Raw genomic sequence first — 20,005 nt, 5'->3', positions numbered from 1 at the left:
TAAAATTTTTCTATCATTTTGAAAAATCATTAGATTAGTCATTCTTATAAGCTTTACTTTGGTCAGGAAGTAACATCACTGTTATCTTTTCTCCAGCCACAAAATGCTGTTGGTCTTCTCTCAAACGAATGAGGCAATTGGAATGTGCAAATGAACTCAAACGAAATGACTCTTGCGCATTTAATGGTTTTGCTTTCCCGTTTGTGTAAATTCCCTTTAAAAAATGGGTTAGTCCGAGGGGTTTTTCATAATCAGTCTCTAGTTCTGCTTCCACTTCAACCATGCTGTTTGGTAGATTTGATAAGGCCTTAATGGCGGGTAAAACATAATTATAATAACAGCTTAAAACAGAAGATGGATTTCCGGGCAAACCAAAAACAAGTTTACGGTTTTGAGTGCCGAAAAACAGGGGTTTACCCGGCTTCTGTTTAATCTTATGGAATTTTTGTGCTATTCCACATTGTGCTGCGGCAGCAATTACAAAATCATAGTCACCCACACTTACACCTCCGGTTAAAAGCACTACGTCACTTTGATTTAGTGCCATATGCATGGTTTCTATCAATGATTCAAGGTTATCATTTACCCATAGTACTTCTATGTGCTGAATACCTTCCAACTTCAACGCCGCAGATAAGGAATAAGAATTAGATTCGTAAACCTGGCCAAATGCCAGTGGATTTCCCGGTTGCCGTAACTCATTTCCTGTGAGCACAATAGTTACCTTTGGCATTGGAAAAACTTTTACTTCACTGATGCCGATTCCGGCCAAAAAGCCCAGAGCAGCTGGTGTGAGTAAACTTCCGGTCTGCATTGCCAATGCTCCGGCTTTAATTTCAGCACCTTTTTCACGAACATTTAAACCTTTAGCGATTTTTGGGTCTTCCACAGTAATTTGATTTGCAGAAAGGTTAATTTTTTCCTGCATCACTACAGTGTCAGCACCTTCCGGCAGTGGTGCGCCCGTAAAAATCCGGCTGGTTTCACCATTGGTAATGGTAATGGATTGACTGGTGCCAGCAGCCATTTCCCCAACCAGCGTATAGGTCTTTAACGCTGGTTCAAATTTTATCGCATAGCCATCCATAGATGATTGCCTGAATGCAGGAATATCATATGCAGCATAAACATCTTCTGCTAAAACATGTCCGGATGCTTCTTGTAATGGTGTTTTTAGCGGATCTAATATGGTAATGTTATCAAGAATGATTTGTTTTGCCTGGTCTACTGTAATCATTTATCCTCCAATTGTGATCATACTTCGATTATTGATGGCTGCTGCATCTAAAGATTCAAAATGTGAAATGAGCTGACCTCCTAGTGCTTTCTTTTTCTCCCAGATGGAGGCCATAATTAATGGAAGTACGTCTTCATCATTTCTCAGGGCAGTTAGTAAATCTGTTTCTCCATTAGAGAACAGGCAATTCTTCAACTTTCCATCGGCGGTAAGGCGCATCCTGTTGCACGTACTACAAAAAGGAGCCGTCATGGTACTTATAATGGCAAAAGAACCTTCATGGCCGGGAATCATAAAATGTTTGGCCGTATCGTGAGGAGCACCTTCAACAGGTAATACCGTAAAGTCTTTTTCAACCGCTGTTAGAATTTCCTGAAGCGAAAACATTTTATTGCTGGTCCATTTATTGCCACTAAAAGGCATAAATTCAATGAACCTGATCTGAATCGGATTGTGTTTCGTCCAGTCTATAAAATCTTTAATTTCACCATCATTGAGTCCTTTCATCACCACCATATTAATTTTGACGGTGATTTTTTCATGTAAAAGTAACTCAATATTGCTGCGTACCTGATGGAAAACATCACGGCGGGTAATGAGCATAAATTTTTCTGCCTGAAGTGTATCCAGACTAATATTGATGGTCTTTATGCCAGCCTCTTTCAATACCGGAAGCATTTCTGCAACCCGGGTTCCATTGGTGGTGATGACCAGCTCTACAGGAAGTTTACCCAATGCAGAAATAATGGCTGCTGCATCTTTTCTCACCAGTGGCTCACCACCGGTAAGCCTGATTTTTTTTACACCCTGACTAACAAATACTTTGGCAAGTTTGATAATTTCATCTGTCTGCATCAATCTGGAAGCAGGTGTGAAATCGTATTCTTCTTCTGGCATGCAATAAAAGCAGCGGAAGTTGCAGTTATCTGTTAAGGATATCCGCAAATAATCATGTACTCTTCCAAATGAATCTGCTATCATTATTGCTTGATTAAATTATTGTAATCGGTTTCGGTATCAATATCAATATTACCCATCGCAAATGCAACAATGGCCACATCATTGTCGTGTAATTTTAACATTGATTTTGCCCCATTATTTCCGGTCAAAGATAAAAGTTGAGGGAAGTATTCCTTATTGAACAGTACAGGAGTACCAGTTGTTTTTACATAAGTGCTTGCAATGATACCTTTTTTTGTATTGACCTGTTTCTGTTTTAGTTTCTCAAAGACTTCAGCTGTGATAAATGCCTGATCTGAAACTGCTATAATAATGTTTTCGACCATTGGTGATTGTTTCAGAAGTGCTGATACCCCGGCAATAATGCTGGATGACATTCCTTCTGACCAGTTTTCATTGATCACAAAGTTCACTTCAATTGGTAATTTTTCCTGAATTTCGTTTGCGTAAGCTCCGAGTACTACGATGATCGGTTGAAAAGATGTTTGCAGTGCAGCATTTATGGTGTGTTCAATAAGTGTTTTTTGCTTAAATTCCAGCAACTGCTTCGGTCTACCTAAACGGCTGGAATTTCCTGCTGCCAGGATTACGATACCCGTATCCATCAATTATTTTTAATTTCATGAACGTGAATTGGGGCAATTTTTTCCTTTAATCTACCCGCAGTTGCGCCAGATAAAACGGCCTTAATTTCTGCTACAATCGAAATGGCAATTTCTTCAGCCGTTTCTGCACCAATATCCAGCCCAATCGGCCCATGTACTCTGGATTGATTTTGATCTGTATTTAAGTTAAGTTCATCCAGCATTCTAATTAATTTCTTTTTAGGCCCCAATGAACCAATATATGGGGCATTGGTAGGGAGGAGCAGATCTAATAATTTCAGATCGTAGTTATAATTATGCGTCATTAACACAAATGCGGTATTTTCATCAATGGTGATCTGCTGTAAAAGTTGACCTGGTTTGGCGACTAAAATCTGATTGGCTTTGGGGAAACGTTGACTCGTGGCGTGTGTCAGCCGTCCATCGGCTATGGTGACGTTCCAACCCAGGATATCTGCGATATTGGCGAGTGGCTGCGCATCATTTCCAGCACCTGCTATAATCAGCGCAATAGGCGGACTTATAAATTCTAGGAATGCAGTGATGAGTTCTTTACCTGCATTATAATCTAAAAATGTTGATTTTTTTTCTGCTAAAACCTGTTGAAGATCATCAGAAAGTGATGGGAAGTATTCATTTTCTTTATTTTTAAATTGATCATGTTGCCTTAGCAACATGTACGTACCGATTTGTTTTTTACCTTCCAAAGAAAATAATACGGCCAATGCTGCATTTTTGCGTTTACTTTCGAGTTCAGCTAAAATGGTAATTGGGTTTACCTCTTGGTCATCAAAAATAGGTTCGAAAAGGATGTAAACAATTCCGTTGCAACCCAGCTGTACACCAAATTTAGCATCATCCTCATCCATAGAATCATAAGTAACCAATTTATTTTCCTGCTGGTGGATGGCGCTCAGTGCCTTTCTTAAGGCATCACCTTCCAGGCAGCCACCACTAATGGCACCAGTTAAGATGCCATCTTCCGTAATCAGCATTCGGGCGCCAGGTCTGCGATAAGATGATCCCTCCACTTTGACCACTGTTGCTAAAGCTGTTTTTTTTCCATCTTTCCTGGCTTGCGCATGTGCCTTTATAATGTCTGCAATTTCTTTCATTGGGCGATTTTCAAATGAAGCAATGTAACCACTGTGTTTTGAAATCGGTTATTTGCTATTTAATTAAAACAATGTTTAGCGTCAATGTTTTGATATTTTGAAGAAATTTGAATTTTAAATAAACAACACGCTAAATGCTCTTTTGATCATCACCAAAACCCTCAAGCCAATTACCTGTTAATTTAGCTAAATTAGCCATTTGAAATTGGCATCACTTATTTTCATTCATGAAAAAAAATCCTGCATTTAGAATTTTAATTTTAACGCTATTATTTTGCTTAGCCGGTAATGCACAGCTTTCTGCACAAGTTTTGCGGATTGCTGTTGCGGCAAATGCGCAGCAACTGATTAAAAGACTGCAGAAAGATTTTGAGCGGAAAACCGGAATAAAATCCGAGGCAATAGTTGGTGCATCAGGGAAACTGACAACCCAAATTATGAATGGCGCACCTTACGATATTTTTCTTTCAGCAGATACTGAGTTTCCGGAGCAATTGTATGCGAAACAATTAGGGCTACTAAAGCCAAAAATTTATGCATTGGGCAGTTTAATCATTTGTGGGAAAACCAATCACGATTTAAAAAACTGGCCAAAATTGCTGCTTGGCTCGAAGACGGGGCGAATTGCTGTTGCCAATCCAAAAACAGCGCCATATGGAAAAGCTGCAAAAGAGGCACTGGAATATTATCAATTAAAAGACAAGGTTAGCTCCAACTTGGTTTATGCGGAAAATATCTCGCAGGTGAATACCTATATTCAAACGAGAGCTGTGGAATTAGGCTTTACTACTGAATCATTTCTATATGAGCATAGCGATAAATCAAAATTGAAATGGGCTAGGGTAGACCCTGAAAGTTATGGCAAAATAGAACAAGGGGCAATCTTACTGACTTATGCTAAAAAAGGAAAGCTTAAGGAAGCGACAAAATTTTTCGATTACCTTTCTTCTGCCTCTGCACAGCAGATTATCAGTAAAAGTGGTTATCATTTACCTGTAGTAAAGAAAAGTTAATGGATTTTGAACCAATTTATCTCAGCCTAAAACTTGCCCTGATTACCACCGCGATACTTCTAGTGATTGGGATTCCGGTTGCTTACTGGCTTTCAGGGAAGAGTACAATGGCTAAAATTATTCTGGAAGCTTTAATTACGATGCCCCTGGTGTTGCCTCCTTCCGTTTTAGGGTTTTATTTGCTTCTGGCTTTTAGTCCGAACAATGGTTTTGGAAAATGGCTTCATGAACATTTAAACCTCCAGCTTGTTTTTTCATTTGAAGGATTGGTTTTTGCGTCTATTATTTATAGCCTTCCCTTTATGATTAGTCCGGTAAAATCTGCGTTTAGCCATCTGCCTGAAACGCTGGCACAGGCTTCTTACACCATGGGTAAAACCCGGTGGCAAACTTTTATTTACGTTTTGCTTCCTAATATAAAGGCTTCTATCTACACGGCTGCAGTTCTTACATTTGCCCATACTTTAGGTGAATTTGGAGTGGTATTGATGATTGGTGGCAATATTCCCGGTGTAACTAAAGTGGCCTCTATTGCCATTTATGATGCGGTTGAAACCATGGATTATCATGCCGCTAATCAGTATGCGCTAATTCTTTTTGCCATTACTTTTGCTATTGTACTGGCCGTTTTCATCTTTAATAAAAAAGCGGTTAAAAACCCATTCGAATGATAGAAGTTGACATTACAAAGCGTATAAAAACCTATAAAGGTTGGGAGGATTTAAAGGTGAAAACTCAATTCGACATGGGGAAGATTACCCGGATTACCGGACCTTCTGGCGTGGGCAAAACAACATTATTAAAAATTATTGCTGGATTGATTACACCTGAATTAGGCGCAATTAAATTTAATGGTAACACCTGGTTTGATGCGGAAAAGAAATTCTCTAAAAAAATTCAGGACAGGAAGGTAGGTTTCGTTTTTCAGGATTATGCATTGTTCCCCAATATGACGGTGGAAGCGCATTTAGCTTATGGGACAAAGGATCAGACTTATATCAATGAATTACTTGAGCTGGGTGAAATGGAAAATTTCCGTCAACACTTGCCTGGTCAGCTTTCTGGTGGACAACAACAAAGACTCGCCATTTTAAGGGCCTTATCTACCAAGCCAGTTTTATTACTGATGGATGAATCCTTCTCAGCGCTTGATAAGGAACTGAAAGGTAAATTGATGACTAAACTTCAAGCTTTATTTTTAGTACAGGGCACAACTGTATTGGTTGTTACACACCATGACGAAGTGTTTGACCAATCTTCTGCAATATTCCGGTTGGAAGATTAATCTGTTAAAATGAATTAGAAACTGGTCGTGATCATCAATTGCCATATATTAGTCTTTGAATAATCTTTATCTTCCTTTTGTGCCCAGAACATATACCCGAATTCTGTATCTATTTTTTTGCTCCACCGATAACCCAGTGAAACAGATGAACGATTCTGATCTAATGTGTGGCCGTTCACGTTATTTTTATTGATGACGTTAAGAAACAATTCATTTTGAACGCCAGTGTAAAGGCCCTTGCTAAATTCTTCATTCGCTAAAAGTGGGATTTGTGCAGCTACAAAAAATCTGGCCCGTTGTGAAAAATTGGTCTGACTTTCCTGAGTGATCAATCGCTGTTCCAGACGAAATCTCAAACTCCATTCTGTAAGTCCAGTATTAGTATTAAATAGATATTGCTGATAAATCCGGTTTTCAGGGTTTAAAACTTTGAGATCTGAATCATCCTTTTCCCATTTACCTAAAAAGGCATAGCCAACAGCAACAGCATGGTGTTTATTGAAATTGTAATTTAAGGCAGTCCGCAGGAGCAATGCCGAAAAATCACTCAACTGATCTGACGATCGAAACTGTACATCGGCAAGGACATCAAATTTTTGATTAATTTTCTGACTGTGGGAAATAAACAGCCACCCTGTATTTTCAGTCTGGGCGGCTGTATGAAATGCAATCAGGCATAAAATTGCCATCACCCAACATTTTCTAATGCTCATTTATAAAGGTTATTGGCATGTGTATGGATGTGATGAAACTCATAACAGTTCATCGAAATGAATAGGTAATTTATAAATGCGTTTTCCTGTTGCATGATAAATGGCATTTGAAATGGCGGCAGGCATACCCACAAGTCCAATTTCACCAACGCCTTTTACACCAAGTTCATTAATTACTTCATCATTTTCCTCGGCAAAAATCACATCAAGCTGTTGGATATCTGCATGAACAGGAATATGGTATTCACCTAAATTAGTATTCATGTATTTGCCCAGTTTTTCATCCATAATGGTTTCTTCATGAAGTGCCTTGCTGATTCCCCATACCATTGATCCATAAATCTGACTTTTAGCCGTTTTAGGATTGATGATTTTTCCTGCTGCAACTGCGGTAACTGCCCGGGTTACGGTAACTGTGCCCAGATCTTTGTCAACCTCCACTTCAACAAAGGAGGCGCTATGCGTAGCCATGCTATATTTTTTAAGTTTCAGCAAGTGTGGCTTACCCATGTTGGTGGTTTTAATGGTTTTACCTTTGTTGAAAGCAATAATTTCTTTAAAAGAAACCGTAACATTTGGATTCTGATTTAAAGCAATCGTGCCATTTTTGAAAGTAACCTCATTGTCTTCCACCTTTTTGAATGGAGAATCAGTCATTTCTTTAGCCTTTTTTAGTAATTTCTTTCTGAGCTCTTTTGCTGCCACTACAATGGCTACGCCGGTAGAAGAAGTCATTGCCGAGCCACCTTGAAACATAGAAAATGGCTTTTTACTATCTCCATATCGAAAATCTACATCATCCATCGGAAGACCAAGTTCATCGGCTGCAATTTGTGTCATCACCGTAAAAGTTCCGGTACCAATATCAGTTACTGCATTATTGAGTATCATTTTTCCATCTGCCGTAATCATGGCTTCCACACGCGATGGAAATTGAAAAGCATCCCAGATTCCGGTAGCCATCCCATAACCAACCAGTTTATTGCCACGTTCCATACTTCTAGGTTTTGGCGTCCGCTTTTCCCACCCAAATTTCTCTGCGGCTTCGAGATAACATGCTTTCAGGGCTTTACTGGTATACGGTTTTTCTGCTGATGGATCCATTTCCGTATAATTGATTAACCGCAATTCCAACGGATCCATATCCAGTTTGTAGGCCAATTCATCCATGGTGCACTCAATAGCATGTAAGGCCGTGCTTCCTCCCGGTGCCCGCATATCCATTGGTGTATAAACATCCAGCGGAACAAGTTCCTGTTCAAATAAGGTGTTTGAAGCCGGGTAAAGCCTATGACTCCAGGAAGCTATGGGTTCAAAATAATCTTCAAAAGAAGAGGTTTCACTTTTTGATAAATGATTCATTGCCGTAAGCTTGCCATCGGTATCAGTTGCAAAGCGAAGGTTTTGCACAGTTGGCGGGCGGTGGGAAAATGAAAACATTTGTTTTCGGTCTAAAACCACCCGAACATTTCTTTTGAGGTGAAGTGCCGCCATTACACATAAAAATAGCTGGTATTGCGGGCGAAGGCCTGAACCAAATCCACCACCTACAAATGGTGCGAGTACACGTACATTTTTATATTTAAGACCAAATATATTGGCTACATAAAGCTGGTTATTGATTGTGCCTTGCGTTTTATCGTATATGGTGAGTTTACCATCGCCTTCATAAACTGTGGTGGTTGCGAACAGTTCGATTGGATTATGATGTTCAGTACCATGACGATATTCGGTTTCAACTTTTATTGTAGCATTTTGGTAGGCTTTTTCAAAGTCACCTGTTGGCGGTGGCGGAGGTGGTTTTAATGCTGTTGCAAAACCTTTTTTAGCTACTCTTGAGGAATGAAGATTATTATCGAGACAGGTTTGAAAAGGTTCTTCGCTATATTCAAAAGTTATCTGCGTGGCTGCATAGCGCGCCATCTCAAAATTTTCAGCTACCACTAATGCAATTGGCTGGCCGTTATATAAAATATTTTCATCATAAAAAGGCTTGAAAACAGTTCCCGGAGGGGCATCCATATCGGTATACTGCAAATCGAACCAGGCCAGTTTAGTTCTGTTTTTATGCGAAAGTACTTCTGTTACGCCAGGTAAGGCCATTGCTTTACTCACATCAATACTTAAAATCTTTCCTTTGGTGATGGTGCTGTTTACCACATAGCCATAAAGTAAATTGTCAACATCATATTCGGCAGCATATTTAGCCGTACCAGTTACTTTAAGTTTACCTTCTAAACGGCTAATTGGTTTACCTACAGTTTTATTCGTGTCCATTTCCGTGTGTTTCATAAAATATTATGCTGATGGCTGTGCGCCGGGTAACTGACTAGTTGGATTTAAAGCCATTAAACCATTTCGGATAATTGCTTTTCTGGAAAGTGCTATTTTAAAATCATTGTATCCAAAGCCTTTTGCATCACGTAAAATAATATCAGCTGCTGCTGAAAAATTTTCTGCGTTTGCCTCCTTGTTTTTTAGAAATTCCTCTGCTTCAACATTACGCCAGGGTTTATGGGCTACGCCGCCTAAGGCAATTCTTGCTGATTCGATTATGTTTCCATTGAGCTTTAGCGCTGTCGCTACCGATACCAAAGCAAAAGCGTAAGAATGGCGGTCTCTCAATTTTAAATAGGAATAGTTATCTGCAAAACCTTCTTCAGGTAAATCGATAGATGTAATAATTTCTCCCGGTTCTAACGTATTATCCAGATCAGGTCTGTCGCCAGGTAAACGGTGAAATTGTGAAAAAGGGATGTTGCGTTCACCATTTGGCCCGCTAATATTTACAGTAGCTTCCAGTGCGGCAAGTGCAATACACATATCCGAAGGGAAAACCGCAATACATGCCTCACTTGTACCCAAAATGGCATGTATTCTATTATATCCAGCCTTTGCCGGACAACCAGAGCCTGGATTACGTTTATTGCAGGGTACATCAGGATCGTAAAAATAATAGCAACGGGTACGCTGTAACAGGTTGCCACCATTGCTGGCCATATTTCTGATTTGTGCAGATGCACCTGCTAGAATTGCTTTGGAAAGCAGTGGGTATTTTTGCCCGATTAAAGGATGGTATGCGGTGTCTGCATTTTTTACGGCAGCACCCAAACGGGTTTTGCCATTTTCCAGCATTGAAATTTCAGCATTTTCATGCAAGTGATTGATATCGATCAGACTAGATGGATTGGTCAGGTTGTACTTCCAAAGATCGATGATGTTCGTGCCACCGGCAACAAATGCAGCTTCAGGCGAATGACTCAGCAAATCTATCGCATCCTTGGTATCAGTAGCCTGTTTATATTCGAAATTATTCATGGGTACCTCCATCTTTAACCTGCATAATGGCATCGATAATCCCAATGTTGGCACCACATCGGCATAAGTTGCCACTCATCAATTCCTGAACTTCTTCACGGGTGTGGGCATGACCTTCCTGTAACATACCAATGGCGCTACAGATTTGTCCGGGTGTGCAATAACCACATTGAAATGCATCATGATCGATAAAAGCCTGTTGAATAGGGTGGAGGGATTCGTCTCCGGCAATGCCTTCAATCGTCGTGATTTCAGAATCATTCTTCATCACGGCCAGGGTTAAACAGCTTAAAATTCGTTTGCCATCACAAATAATGGTACACGCGCCACATTGGCCATGATCGCAACCCTTTTTTGTTCCTGTAAGTTTAAGATGATCACGTAAAGCATCAAGCAATGAAACCCATGGAAGCAGGTTCAGCTCGTAACGCTGTTGGTTAACGGTCAGTGTCGTTTTTGTCATTGTAAATCTGTTTTGTAGTTCGGAGATACCCAAATACATAACTGACGGTATTCAGAAAAGTTTTGTGTGAGGTGATTTAGGTCATATTATTTATGCGCAAAAAATATCAATCCCGTTGCTGGCTGCTACATAATTTTAACACTTGCATCCTTAAGTTTTTTTACCAATTGTTGCAGGAAGTCACTCTTAAATTCTGCTTCCACATAAATGTTATTGATCCAGAGTAGAACTTTAATTTCTAAACTATCCGCAGTAATGTTGTTAAGCAACACTTCCGGAGGTAATTTTTTGACAGTGTTTTCCGCATCATCCAGCATCTCTGAAATGATTTTCCGGATTTCTTCAAAATCACTTTCTGCACTCACTTTAAAAATAAGTTCGGTTTTAATAAAATCGTTACCCAGCGTCCAATTGACCAGCCTTCCAGAGAGCAAGTCGCCGTTTGGAATGATCACTTCAGAACCTTGAGGCGTTAGTAATTTGCTGGAACGGATTCCAATATCGCGGACTTTCCCCTTTTTATCTGCAAGCTCAACGTAATCTCCAATGCGGAAGGGTTTTTCAAAAATCAAAATGATGCCGGAAACAAAATTGTTAACAATGTTCTGCATACCTAAACCAATACCTACACCAAATGCACCTAAAACCACGGTAAGCTTATCCATCGGTAAGCCGGATGCCATCACGGCAAGCAGTAAGCCGATTACAATGATTACTAAACGAACCAATGCAACCTTCGATCCTTTATGTCCGCTATCTTCGTTAAAAGTAATGCGCTCTTCTCCGAATAATAAGGGTACATGTTTTTGTAGTTTATTGGCAATGTAAATGATGGTGATGAAAAAGAAAATATTTCCAAAACTGAAATGAATGCTTCCAAATGCACGTGGTTTCGATAGTATTTCAGTTGCCCAGCCCCATAAACCACCCAAAATGCTCATGTTGATCATGAGCACCATTACCCATAGCACCACGCAAAGAATCGACAGCATTTTCTTAAGTTTAGCCCTGGTTTTATCATGGCTGATTCTTGAAAAAATACCCTTATTACAGGAGCTGATTTTCATTTGCAAATCAAGTGCATCCAGTATAATCTGCATAAATACGCTTAAGCCAATCAGTTGAACCAATCCAATTACACCTGTTAAGCTGGTTACTTTTGCTAAATCTACTCTACCAAATACATTGAGGATAATGGAAAGTAAATTCATGAAGATGAGGATATAAAACACCCAACTGACATATTTTTTAGAAAACTCTTTAAAAACTAATTTTCTAGATAGTTGAATGCCCATCCAAATAAAAAAGATGTTAATGGCAATGAGCACCAAACGAAATGGCAGGCTTTGATCTACAGCTGCATTTCCTAAAATAAGAATAGCATACAGCGAAATGAGGATAATCCAGAACTGAAGTTGTTTCTTTTCAAGTACTTTCCAAAGGTGTACCGTCATCACCAGCAATAGAAGAAATTGAATGAGTTCAACGTATAGTGAAGGTGCATCAGGTTCAAAAAGGGGGGTGATGTTAAGCAACACAATAAGCGAAGAAAAGATCGGGAAAGGTTTAAGGTATTCAAACTTCAATTCTCCAATCTGCCTTCTGATTGCTGCCCTTCTTGAATTTTTGAAGTTGCGACGCACCCAAATGAAAAATGTAATAGCGGTTAATATGGCCAGAAAACGATTATCCCAAGTAGAATCTATAAAATATTTGAGAATTTGCTGCTGTCCTTGAAACGAAGCCTTAATTAAATTATCTGTACTTCGATGTGCAGGATTTTGAAATGGCGCTTGCCACAAATATGGATCACGTTTGCTCCAGGCTTGTTTTCCGGAAATTTCTAGCCTTTCAGCAGTTTGTGTTTGCAAATTATTTACCTTCACATTTAATGCCGATGCACTGGCCAAAAGCATATTTACCTGATTGAGGTTGTCACCTGTTAACTTGCCGGCAGCCTGCAAACGTGATTTAATCTCTGTAATCTGAGGCTGATACAACCGAAGTTCTTTAGTTTTCTGATCGTTTTTCAACAAGGTGTCATTGCTTAAAGTAACCACCTGATCAGACATTTTTTGAAGGTCATTACTATTTTGAACTAAAATGGCAATGATACTTTTAAGTTGAGTATCCGCATCCCTTAATATAAGATCATAACTTAATAAGCTTTTGGTATCCAGCTCCTTTTTAGCCTCAAAAGATTTAATCAATGGCGATACATTATCTTGAATGGCATCAATTTGTTTCTTGATGGCTTCGGTTTGATAACCCTTTTTATTCGCAACATTAATCTCCGTAATGGCCGATTGCGCAGTCTGCAATTTAAATAGCAGTGTATCCGGAATGGTTTTAACGGTAGTATCTTTTTTTGGAATTGCTAAATTCTGTGCTTCACAGTAAGAAATTGAGAAAACAAATGCCAAAATCAGGCTAAAGAAAATACAGTTTTGTTTGATGGCAAATTTCATTATAGATGAAGAAATAAATTTTAATAGGAAAGCGCAATGATCTTAAAGTTGAATATAATTATCCCTAAAGGGAAATTTATTTAACAATGTTCATCTGTTCATTTTCTACAATATTAATGAAATCAGAAGATTTTTTTTGTCGCATTGCTGATGGAATTTTGTATTGCTGGTTTAATAGCTTTTTCACTCCAAATCTAGCAGCGGCTGAAAGTATCATTCGCTGGAAGAAGCCTTTTTTACGAAGTACAGTCGCGTTGAGCAATTTCCCAGCCATGCGTGGCAAAAACTTTTGCCTCATGTCACCCATTGCTTCAATATCACTTTGCCATGCTGATTTACCGAAGTTTAGATTCATTTTTTTTAAATCAACCTGCTTCAGTTTATTTGCTGAATGAAGCAGGTAGGTATTGCTTCTATCAATCTCTTGTCTTATTGCACTACGCTGCAGATCAAACGTTGCAATATCATTAATATTTCTATTGATTATGGTCTTCATTGCCTCGTGTATTTAAGAATTTGCGAACCGTAAAATTAATGATGACTGACTCTATTAAATTAGTTTTTGTTATGGTAACGAAAATGGCTACCAAGGCATAAAATAAAGTGAGGCCACCAAAGCCTAATGCATAACTGTTCAATAAATCGGAGAAGAAAAACCCTAAGGTTACTGTTCCAAATAGAAAGGCTAAAAGGGTACAGATTAAGGTGAAAATATTTGTAATTAAATTGGCACTTAACTTGGCTACATAATGTACGGTGTCTAATTTCAGAAGTGCTATTCGCAGTTCAGCATTCTTTTTTACTTCTTCAAAAATAATTTCTGCTTCTCTTAGTTTTTCATCAATCATAGGCTCTAATTTTGGATTTATAGAAGGTTGATCTAAATTATTTATGGGATAATAAGATAAACCACTTGAATTAATTCTAATCTCTATAGCAACCGATGTTAACTGACATTGTTTTGTATTTGTGGAATTAGTGAGGTAATCAATTATAACATTTATGGCCCTTCCTACTCCTATCCGGAAAAAACTGATCCATAAATTTTTGCTTCATTTTGATGATAATGAAGCTTAGTGGTGATGTCGCGAAGATAAAAATGAGTTCATTACAACCAAGCAAAAGCTGATGCAATGAACTCATATATTTATAATGTTGAATTATATGATAGTCTCTTTAAATTTAATCATTACAGACTGCCCAAACAGATACAGAACCAGCATTACAAAGAAATTCTCCCCATCCATTTTCGTCAATTGTAACCTGTTGTTCCATGTGTCCTAAACAATCGGTAAACGTTTGTCCTGCAAATTGAGCACCCATTTCCATATGTTTATGGCCCGCATCACCATTTGATAAAATTACGGCCAAACCTGAACCTTCATGCTCCTCATCGCCAGCTCTGGTCCAGCCGATACAGCTTGGATGATCAAAATAGTCACGCTGAAAACCATAAGCTTTGTGTTTTCTTAAACTCAATAATTGCCCTAATTGCGGAAGTGATTCCATGGTTACTTCATGATCTTTTCCATCAGTTCCTTTATCTACATAAGATGATCCATAAACATCAGAGTAAAACACACATGGATAACCAGCTTCACGAAGTAAAATGATGGCATAAGCATGAGCCCTGAACCATGGCTCTACAGTTTGTTCTAACGATTGAAGTGGTTGTGTATCATGGTTTTCCACTAAAGTAACAGCGAGTTCCGGACGCACTTGTACCAAACTTCCATTTAAAATAGTAGTCAAATCGAATGGCTCCCCAGCTTTAGAAGCCTTTGAAAAATTGGCTTGAAGGCAGGCATCAAAAAGTGACATACGCCCTTCAGTGGCATCAATATAATTAAGCATGGACTGCAAATCATATGGCGACCAATATTCACCCACTGTAAAAAGTTCAGCACCCAATTCTGCACGAAGATAATCCAGCCATTCATTAAAGAAAGCATGAGGCATATGTTTGATGGCATCCAGTCTGAAACCATCAAAACCTACGGTTTCATGAAACCATTTACCCCACCTTTTAAGTTCCTCTCTTACGGCCGGGTTTCTAAAATCTATATCGGTTAACATGAGGTAATCATAGTTGCCGTTTTCCTGGTCTATTACCTCTTCCCAGCCTTCACCATACTGATTTTGAATGCTGTAAACAGCTGTTTCCTGTGTTCTGGCATCGTAATCTACACCCGTAAAGCATTGATAATCCCATTTAAATTCAGAATACTTTCCATTTCGGCCAGGATAGGTAAACTTAGTATAGGCATCAATTTCGAATGGTTCTGAAATAAATTCGTTTCGGTTTTCTGGATTTACCTTTCTTACCATTACCGGCTCAAAGTCATCAGCACCGCCAAGGTGATTAAGCACAATGTCTACATACACCTGAAGACCTGCCTCTTTTGCTGTTTTTACAGCTTCAATATATTCCTCTTTTGTTCCGTATTTAGTTGCAACACTTCCTTTCTGATCAAATTCGCCCAAATCATAAAGATCATAAGAATCGTATCCAGTAGATTCCGTACCATCCATCCCTTTATGAGCAGGAGGTAACCAAATCGAATCTATTCCCATTTCCTTTAATCCATTTGCATCTTCACGAACTTTTCTCCAAAGGCTACCATCTTTAGGATAATACCATTCGAAGTATTGAAGCATTGTATGATTTTCCATTAATTTTTATTTTGAATAACAACTCTAAAAGTTTGTCTTTGTTTGAGTTCTTACGCAAATCTTCTGAAAGGCGTTAAAGAACCACAACAGGCTCCCTTTTAAACAGCTTATGTTAAAAATATTTAATGTAATTCGTAAAGCTAGATACAGGTTTAGAATAATGGTAATGGATTAAATCCATTTCATAGGTAACTTACCGGAGAAATTCATTAATAGTTGTTGATAAAAATCAAAATGAATTTTGGTAATTCATATGCCGAATTTAATGTATCATTCAGGATATAAGTTTGTTCTCTATTTTATTTAAATAAATAGTTTGTTTAAATATTATCTTATGTATTTTTTAAGTTACATGTTAATCATATGAGCTATTGTTTTTTTATCTTAGAAATACTACATTTAAATATTATTTATAGAAACAGATATAACAAATGCTCTCCAATATAAACATCCCGTATGTTTTTGCAATGCGATAAGCCCCGTCTTATCGCATTTGCATTTTTTCTAAAGATGTTGAAATCTGATCACTGATTTAATCTCCATACAGCCAGTTGATGAATATACTCTTGAAGTTTAAAATCTATTGAATTATCTGCTGGTTCATGGCTGTCTTCTCCCTTACTGCTTTTTATACTCTAGTCTGTGACCAAACCTTCTAAAATCGGAGTGATTAACAACAAAATAACCTTTTCATATTGTTATCTAATTTATAATATTAATTGAGCTTAAGTTAAAAGCAATTTCTTTATCCATTATTGAAATCTCTAGTGGCTTGATAGAAGTTTTTAAAGCGGCGAAATTTTCGAAAATTAACCTAGGCGCTTTGCCTGTAACTAGAAAATGGTTATCCGTTGATCCGCTAAGGGTTAATTTTGCGTGATCAGAAATACTGGTATAAAGTGAGGAGGTTTCACTATTAATTTCTACTTGTGCTTCGTTTCTCAGAAATACTTGAAGATATGGAATTTTTAATTTGCCCTGAGTTTTCACAATGGCATGATCTTCAGCTTCAATTCTATAAAGATCATTTACATAGATGAAAATTTTACTCATCTCTGAACCATTTGCAGTAATGCGAAGTGTTTGACCGTCTAAAATTGCTTTTACAGACCCTAGGTTATCTTCTGCATAGTTAATACCTATATCTTTTCTTTGCACAAGCATAACTTCTACATTACCCTTTACTGAAATTTTTCTAAATGAAGTTAATGATACAATTTTAATAGGATAGGCTTTTGCTGCACAGATAATTGTCGGAAAGATGGCGATTAAAAAAAGAATTGCGGTAAGTACCGTTGCGATCTTTGTTTTGATAGTGGTTTTCATAATTTTTATTTCTTAAATGAATATTGTTTCTGTTTTTAAGCATCTGTTTGTACTTGCCAGCCTGTTAACCAAGGCCATGCCAACGAGAGAAATCTATTCTGAATAACTTTTAATCAGTTATTTGAAAAAAATGAAAATTAGAAGTGTTCGGTATCGGTCAGTTTTTGTTCAAATGCGTACAAGGAAGAGGAGGCTGGTGATATGATATCCAAACGTGATATAAAAATCATTTAAATGCAACAATGTTGCTATAATTATGATTATTATCATTTGGTTATTACCTTTAGGCAGTTTAGATTTAGTTAATGATAAGCAGGGGAGAGTGGTTCCTTCCCTGTTTTTTATTGCTTAAAATTTCTGATAAGTTTCAGAATTGAGTTTTGAACATAGCAAAGGTATTTGACTCATATTTTACATCGTATAAATACTTATTCGATTTAGTAGCTCATTTAACGATAAAACTGTCATATAAATACAGTTTAAGCAGAAATACTGAAGTTCATTGAAAAGTCATTACGTACAACAATCACTACTATTGTCTATTTAATAAGTCCAAAATATGTGTAATTACGTAATTTTGTGATCACGATCCTATTCTGACTAGCCGCGATTTAAATATTCTCTTTTCCCCTTTTTAAAGATTTAATGTAAACTAATACATACCCTTTGGGTATTTTATGAAAAAATTTATTTTATTTTTGATTGTTACTTTATGTTGTACAGACGAGATGTTTGCACAAGATGCTGTAAGAGGTTGCCTTGTTGGCAATGTACTTTATACCGAGCCTTCCGGCAGAGGAAATGATTATTTTCTTCGGACACCAGGCAACCAAACTTCAACATGTGGTTTTAAGAGAGTTGGAAATACGAGCAATTGCCGGCTGTATAATAGTGGTGATAAATCTGTTGAAAGCAGTTATACATTATATCCTGATGCAGCCAGCAACGGCTGGATTGAGATTGCAAACTGCCCTGTAGATGGTGATGCATGGGCTCTTTTTGTACCTGTATCGTTATTAAGTGCGGTAAGTATAGCCAGAAGAGGGAGTCATCCGACTAAGAATTTAACTGGAAAAACTTTGTAGGTAAAAGAAATAAAAGCTATACCTAACAGTTAAATTATTTTAATTATAGCTATGTGCTCTTTTATGATAAAGAAGCCTCAGCTGGTTTAAAGGATTGTACATTAAACATGCTAATCCTATAATTTATAGTCAATAAATTGGAAACTGGCTTAACATTCAGTCGCTGATTTTAGTTAATAGTTTTTTAGTAAGATCCTATGATATTGTAAGTCCCCACACTGCACAAATATGAAAAACTCAATTCAACATCCCCAAAGTGAAGCTGATAGACTAAAAGCACTTAATCGCTATCAAATTCTCGGCACACCAGCTGAAGCCAGTTTTGATCGGTTAGCCGAACTGACTGCCAGAATCTTCGACCTTCCAATTTGTCTGATTTCTTTTGTAGACAAAGATGAGGTATTCTTTAAAGCCAATATTGGATTAGGAAGTAAATTGAAGGTCTATAGCAGAGAAACTCTTTGTAATGAGGTGATTAAGTATGATGAGGCAACCGTTATAGAGGATGTTTTTAAATTACCGGAATTCGTAAATAACCCAAATAATGTGCGTTTTTATGCGGGTGCGCCATTAATTTCTGATGATGGATATCGAATTGGTGCCTTGTGCGTAATGGGATACGAGCCTATGGAATTTGATGAAAAGAAGCAGGAGATTTTAAAAGGACTTACTAAAGTAGTGATGGATCAGGCTGGAATGAAGCTGCAAACTGATCATTTAATGATTGAGAACGAGCATATTGTAGCCGATAATGCCGGATTGATTGATTACCAGCAACAAATTGCAAAAGCCAACCGAGATTTGGAAGCTCTTCAGGATCATTTTGAAATTCTATTTCAACAGGCACCTATGGCCATTGGAGTCATTTTAGAGGATGATCATATTTTCGAACAGGCCAATCAAACTTTGCTGGAAATTTTAGGCAAAGATTCGACAGTTATTGGTGAATCACTCTACACCGTAATTCCGGATCTGGAAGAACAGGATTTCCTGAAATTAATTGAGAAAGTTAAGGAAACAGGAATGCTGCAAAAAGGTGCAGAACTGAGGCTACTGATATGGAATGACAATCAGTTGAAAAGTTTATATATAAACGTAACCATGCAATTAAGCAAAAGTATAGAAGATGGATCAAATAATATCATCTTTATACTCGCAGATATTACGGAGCAAGTGATTGCAAAGCAGTTGAATCAGGAAGCAAATATTGTTCTGATGAGTGCAATTGAAGCTGGAGAAATGGGCTATACGGTAGTGGAATTTGCTACCGGAAAAATGACATCAAATGACCAGTTTAAACGGAATTATGGTTACCAAGTAGATGATGAATTTGACTATTCTGATCTTTTTGAGGCCATGTTACCTAAATATAGGCAACAGATAAAAAAGTCTGTTAAAGATGCTATAGACCATAATGGGATATATCAGGCCGAATACGAAGTGAAGTGGAAAGACGGATCTGTGCATTGGATCAGCGCATTTGGAAAGCCAAGATATGACATGCACGGAAGAGCCTCACACATTATTGGCTTAAATAAAATTATAGAAAAGGCTTAATAGTGAGGGTAGAGAACTTGATCAGTCTCCAAGTTAAACTGTCGAAGTCTTTCCAGCACACTGGCCTTTGAGACTTCGCAAGTTGGATTGATTTACGAAGTTTTATTGGAATTGAGGGTAAGGAAACTTCGTCAATCTCAGAATAAAACTGTCGAAGTCTTTCCGGCACAAAGGTCTTTAAGACTTC

18 protein-coding genes are annotated in these 20,005 nt (G+C 37.8%); 5 read left to right on the top strand and 13 right to left on the bottom strand.

Annotation, left to right across the window (positions count from 1 at the left end; genetic code table 11):
- Positions 1-34: 34 nt before the first annotated feature.
- The 4 genes from EV200_RS12960 to EV200_RS12945 are packed head-to-tail and all read right to left on the bottom strand — an operon-like array spanning position 35 to position 3,917.
- Positions 35-1,237, bottom strand: coding sequence for a molybdopterin molybdotransferase MoeA (locus EV200_RS12960; RefSeq protein WP_132533227.1), 1,203 nt, complete (start codon positions 1,235-1,237; stop codon positions 35-37).
- Positions 1,238-2,218 (bottom strand): GTP 3',8-cyclase MoaA, encoded by a 981-nt coding sequence (gene moaA, locus EV200_RS12955; RefSeq protein ID WP_132533226.1) that lies wholly within the window; start codon positions 2,216-2,218, stop codon positions 1,238-1,240. It lies immediately after the preceding gene.
- Positions 2,218-2,802, bottom strand: a complete 585-nt coding sequence (locus tag EV200_RS12950) for a nucleotidyltransferase family protein (protein WP_132533225.1) — start codon at positions 2,800-2,802, stop codon at positions 2,218-2,220. The genes moaA and EV200_RS12950 overlap by 1 nt, the downstream gene beginning before the upstream one ends.
- A complete protein-coding gene (locus EV200_RS12945; protein WP_132533224.1) occupies positions 2,802-3,917 on the bottom strand; it encodes an XdhC family protein in 1,116 nt (371 codons plus the stop codon). Before EV200_RS12945 ends, EV200_RS12950 begins: the two co-directional genes overlap by 1 nt.
- Positions 3,918-4,144: 227 nt before the next feature.
- Between EV200_RS12945 and modA the strand changes: the two genes are divergently transcribed.
- From modA to EV200_RS12930, 3 genes are read left to right on the top strand one after another with little or no spacing between them, the layout of a single operon-like run.
- Entirely contained in the window at positions 4,145-4,930 is a 786-nt protein-coding gene (gene modA / locus EV200_RS12940) for a molybdate ABC transporter substrate-binding protein (protein ID WP_132533223.1), read from the top strand.
- Positions 4,930-5,601 (top strand): molybdate ABC transporter permease subunit, encoded by a 672-nt coding sequence (gene modB / locus EV200_RS12935; protein ID WP_132533222.1) that lies wholly within the window; start codon positions 4,930-4,932, stop codon positions 5,599-5,601. Before modA ends, modB begins: the two co-directional genes overlap by 1 nt.
- Positions 5,598-6,215, top strand: a complete 618-nt coding sequence (locus tag EV200_RS12930; protein ID WP_132533221.1) for an ATP-binding cassette domain-containing protein — start codon at positions 5,598-5,600, stop codon at positions 6,213-6,215. The genes modB and EV200_RS12930 overlap by 4 nt, the downstream gene beginning before the upstream one ends.
- A gap of 14 nt (positions 6,216-6,229) precedes the next feature.
- Here the strand turns inward: EV200_RS12930 and EV200_RS12925 are convergent, their stop codons facing one another.
- The 9 genes from EV200_RS12925 to EV200_RS12885 all read right to left on the bottom strand — a co-directional run bounded on the left by EV200_RS12925 (position 6,230) and on the right by EV200_RS12885 (position 17,176).
- Entirely contained in the window at positions 6,230-6,928 is a 699-nt protein-coding gene (locus EV200_RS12925) for a DUF2490 domain-containing protein (RefSeq protein ID WP_132533220.1), read from the bottom strand.
- A gap of 39 nt (positions 6,929-6,967) precedes the next feature.
- Positions 6,968-9,220, bottom strand: coding sequence for a xanthine dehydrogenase family protein molybdopterin-binding subunit (locus tag EV200_RS12920; RefSeq protein ID WP_229676716.1), 2,253 nt, complete (start codon positions 9,218-9,220; stop codon positions 6,968-6,970).
- A 6-nt stretch (positions 9,221-9,226) separates the two neighbouring features.
- On the bottom strand, positions 9,227-10,246 hold the full coding sequence (locus EV200_RS12915; RefSeq protein ID WP_132533219.1) for an FAD binding domain-containing protein: 1,020 nt from the start codon (positions 10,244-10,246) through the stop codon (positions 9,227-9,229).
- A complete protein-coding gene (locus EV200_RS12910) occupies positions 10,239-10,709 on the bottom strand; it encodes a (2Fe-2S)-binding protein (RefSeq protein WP_229676717.1) in 471 nt (156 codons plus the stop codon). The genes EV200_RS12915 and EV200_RS12910 overlap by 8 nt, the downstream gene beginning before the upstream one ends.
- Positions 10,710-10,834: 125 nt before the next feature.
- Positions 10,835-13,177: a mechanosensitive ion channel family protein gene (locus EV200_RS12905; protein ID WP_132533217.1), complete on the bottom strand. Its 2,343-nt coding sequence runs from the start codon at positions 13,175-13,177 to the stop codon at positions 10,835-10,837.
- Positions 13,178-13,253: 76 nt separating this feature from the next.
- On the bottom strand, positions 13,254-13,673 hold the full coding sequence (locus EV200_RS12900) for a hypothetical protein (RefSeq protein ID WP_132533216.1): 420 nt from the start codon (positions 13,671-13,673) through the stop codon (positions 13,254-13,256).
- Positions 13,654-14,025 (bottom strand): hypothetical protein, encoded by a 372-nt coding sequence (locus EV200_RS12895; protein ID WP_132533214.1) that lies wholly within the window; start codon positions 14,023-14,025, stop codon positions 13,654-13,656. The genes EV200_RS12900 and EV200_RS12895 overlap by 20 nt, the downstream gene beginning before the upstream one ends.
- Before the next feature lie 334 nt (positions 14,026-14,359).
- Complete coding sequence (locus EV200_RS12890) at positions 14,360-15,850, bottom strand: alpha-amylase (RefSeq protein ID WP_132533212.1); 1,491 nt, start codon at positions 15,848-15,850, stop codon at positions 14,360-14,362.
- Positions 15,851-16,552: 702 nt separating this feature from the next.
- Complete coding sequence (locus tag EV200_RS12885; protein WP_132533210.1) at positions 16,553-17,176, bottom strand: GIN domain-containing protein; 624 nt, start codon at positions 17,174-17,176, stop codon at positions 16,553-16,555.
- Between the two features lie 677 nt (positions 17,177-17,853).
- Here EV200_RS12885 and EV200_RS12880 point away from each other — a divergent pair.
- Positions 17,854-18,261 (top strand): hypothetical protein, encoded by a 408-nt coding sequence (locus EV200_RS12880; RefSeq protein ID WP_132533208.1) that lies wholly within the window; start codon positions 17,854-17,856, stop codon positions 18,259-18,261.
- A 228-nt stretch (positions 18,262-18,489) separates the two neighbouring features.
- Positions 18,490-19,818, top strand: a complete 1,329-nt coding sequence (locus EV200_RS12875; protein ID WP_132533206.1) for a PAS domain-containing protein — start codon at positions 18,490-18,492, stop codon at positions 19,816-19,818.
- Positions 19,819-20,005 lie beyond the last annotated feature (187 nt).

Source organism: Pedobacter psychrotolerans, assembly GCF_004340665.1.
Classification (GTDB): Bacteria; Bacteroidota; Bacteroidia; order Sphingobacteriales; family Sphingobacteriaceae; genus Pedobacter; species Pedobacter psychrotolerans.
This window is presented reverse-complemented; position numbering and strand designations above follow the sequence as displayed.

What these genes read in the sequence shown, in the direction of transcription:
- EV200_RS12960 (WP_132533227.1), bottom strand. Translation starts at nt 1,237, where the DNA reads ATGATTACAGTAGACCAGGCAAAACAAATCATTCTTGATAACATTACC.
- moaA (WP_132533226.1), bottom strand. Translation starts at nt 2,218, where the DNA reads ATGATAGCAGATTCATTTGGAAGAGTACATGATTATTTGCGGATATCC.
- EV200_RS12950 (WP_132533225.1), bottom strand. Translation starts at nt 2,802, where the DNA reads ATGGATACGGGTATCGTAATCCTGGCAGCAGGAAATTCCAGCCGTTTA.
- EV200_RS12945 (WP_132533224.1), bottom strand. Translation starts at nt 3,917, where the DNA reads ATGAAAGAAATTGCAGACATTATAAAGGCACATGCGCAAGCCAGGAAA.
- modA (WP_132533223.1), top strand. Translation starts at nt 4,145, where the DNA reads ATGAAAAAAAATCCTGCATTTAGAATTTTAATTTTAACGCTATTATTT.
- modB (WP_132533222.1), top strand. Translation starts at nt 4,930, where the DNA reads ATGGATTTTGAACCAATTTATCTCAGCCTAAAACTTGCCCTGATTACC.
- EV200_RS12930 (WP_132533221.1), top strand. Translation starts at nt 5,598, where the DNA reads ATGATAGAAGTTGACATTACAAAGCGTATAAAAACCTATAAAGGTTGG.
- EV200_RS12925 (WP_132533220.1), bottom strand. Translation starts at nt 6,928, where the DNA reads ATGAGCATTAGAAAATGTTGGGTGATGGCAATTTTATGCCTGATTGCA.
- EV200_RS12920 (WP_229676716.1), bottom strand. Translation starts at nt 9,220, where the DNA reads ATGAAACACACGGAAATGGACACGAATAAAACTGTAGGTAAACCAATT.
- EV200_RS12915 (WP_132533219.1), bottom strand. Translation starts at nt 10,246, where the DNA reads ATGAATAATTTCGAATATAAACAGGCTACTGATACCAAGGATGCGATA.
- EV200_RS12910 (WP_229676717.1), bottom strand. Translation starts at nt 10,709, where the DNA reads ATGACAAAAACGACACTGACCGTTAACCAACAGCGTTACGAGCTGAAC.
- EV200_RS12905 (WP_132533217.1), bottom strand. Translation starts at nt 13,177, where the DNA reads ATGAAATTTGCCATCAAACAAAACTGTATTTTCTTTAGCCTGATTTTG.
- EV200_RS12900 (WP_132533216.1), bottom strand. Translation starts at nt 13,673, where the DNA reads ATGAAGACCATAATCAATAGAAATATTAATGATATTGCAACGTTTGAT.
- EV200_RS12895 (WP_132533214.1), bottom strand. Translation starts at nt 14,025, where the DNA reads ATGATTGATGAAAAACTAAGAGAAGCAGAAATTATTTTTGAAGAAGTA.
- EV200_RS12890 (WP_132533212.1), bottom strand. Translation starts at nt 15,850, where the DNA reads ATGGAAAATCATACAATGCTTCAATACTTCGAATGGTATTATCCTAAA.
- EV200_RS12885 (WP_132533210.1), bottom strand. Translation starts at nt 17,176, where the DNA reads ATGAAAACCACTATCAAAACAAAGATCGCAACGGTACTTACCGCAATT.
- EV200_RS12880 (WP_132533208.1), top strand. Translation starts at nt 17,854, where the DNA reads ATGAAAAAATTTATTTTATTTTTGATTGTTACTTTATGTTGTACAGAC.
- EV200_RS12875 (WP_132533206.1), top strand. Translation starts at nt 18,490, where the DNA reads ATGAAAAACTCAATTCAACATCCCCAAAGTGAAGCTGATAGACTAAAA.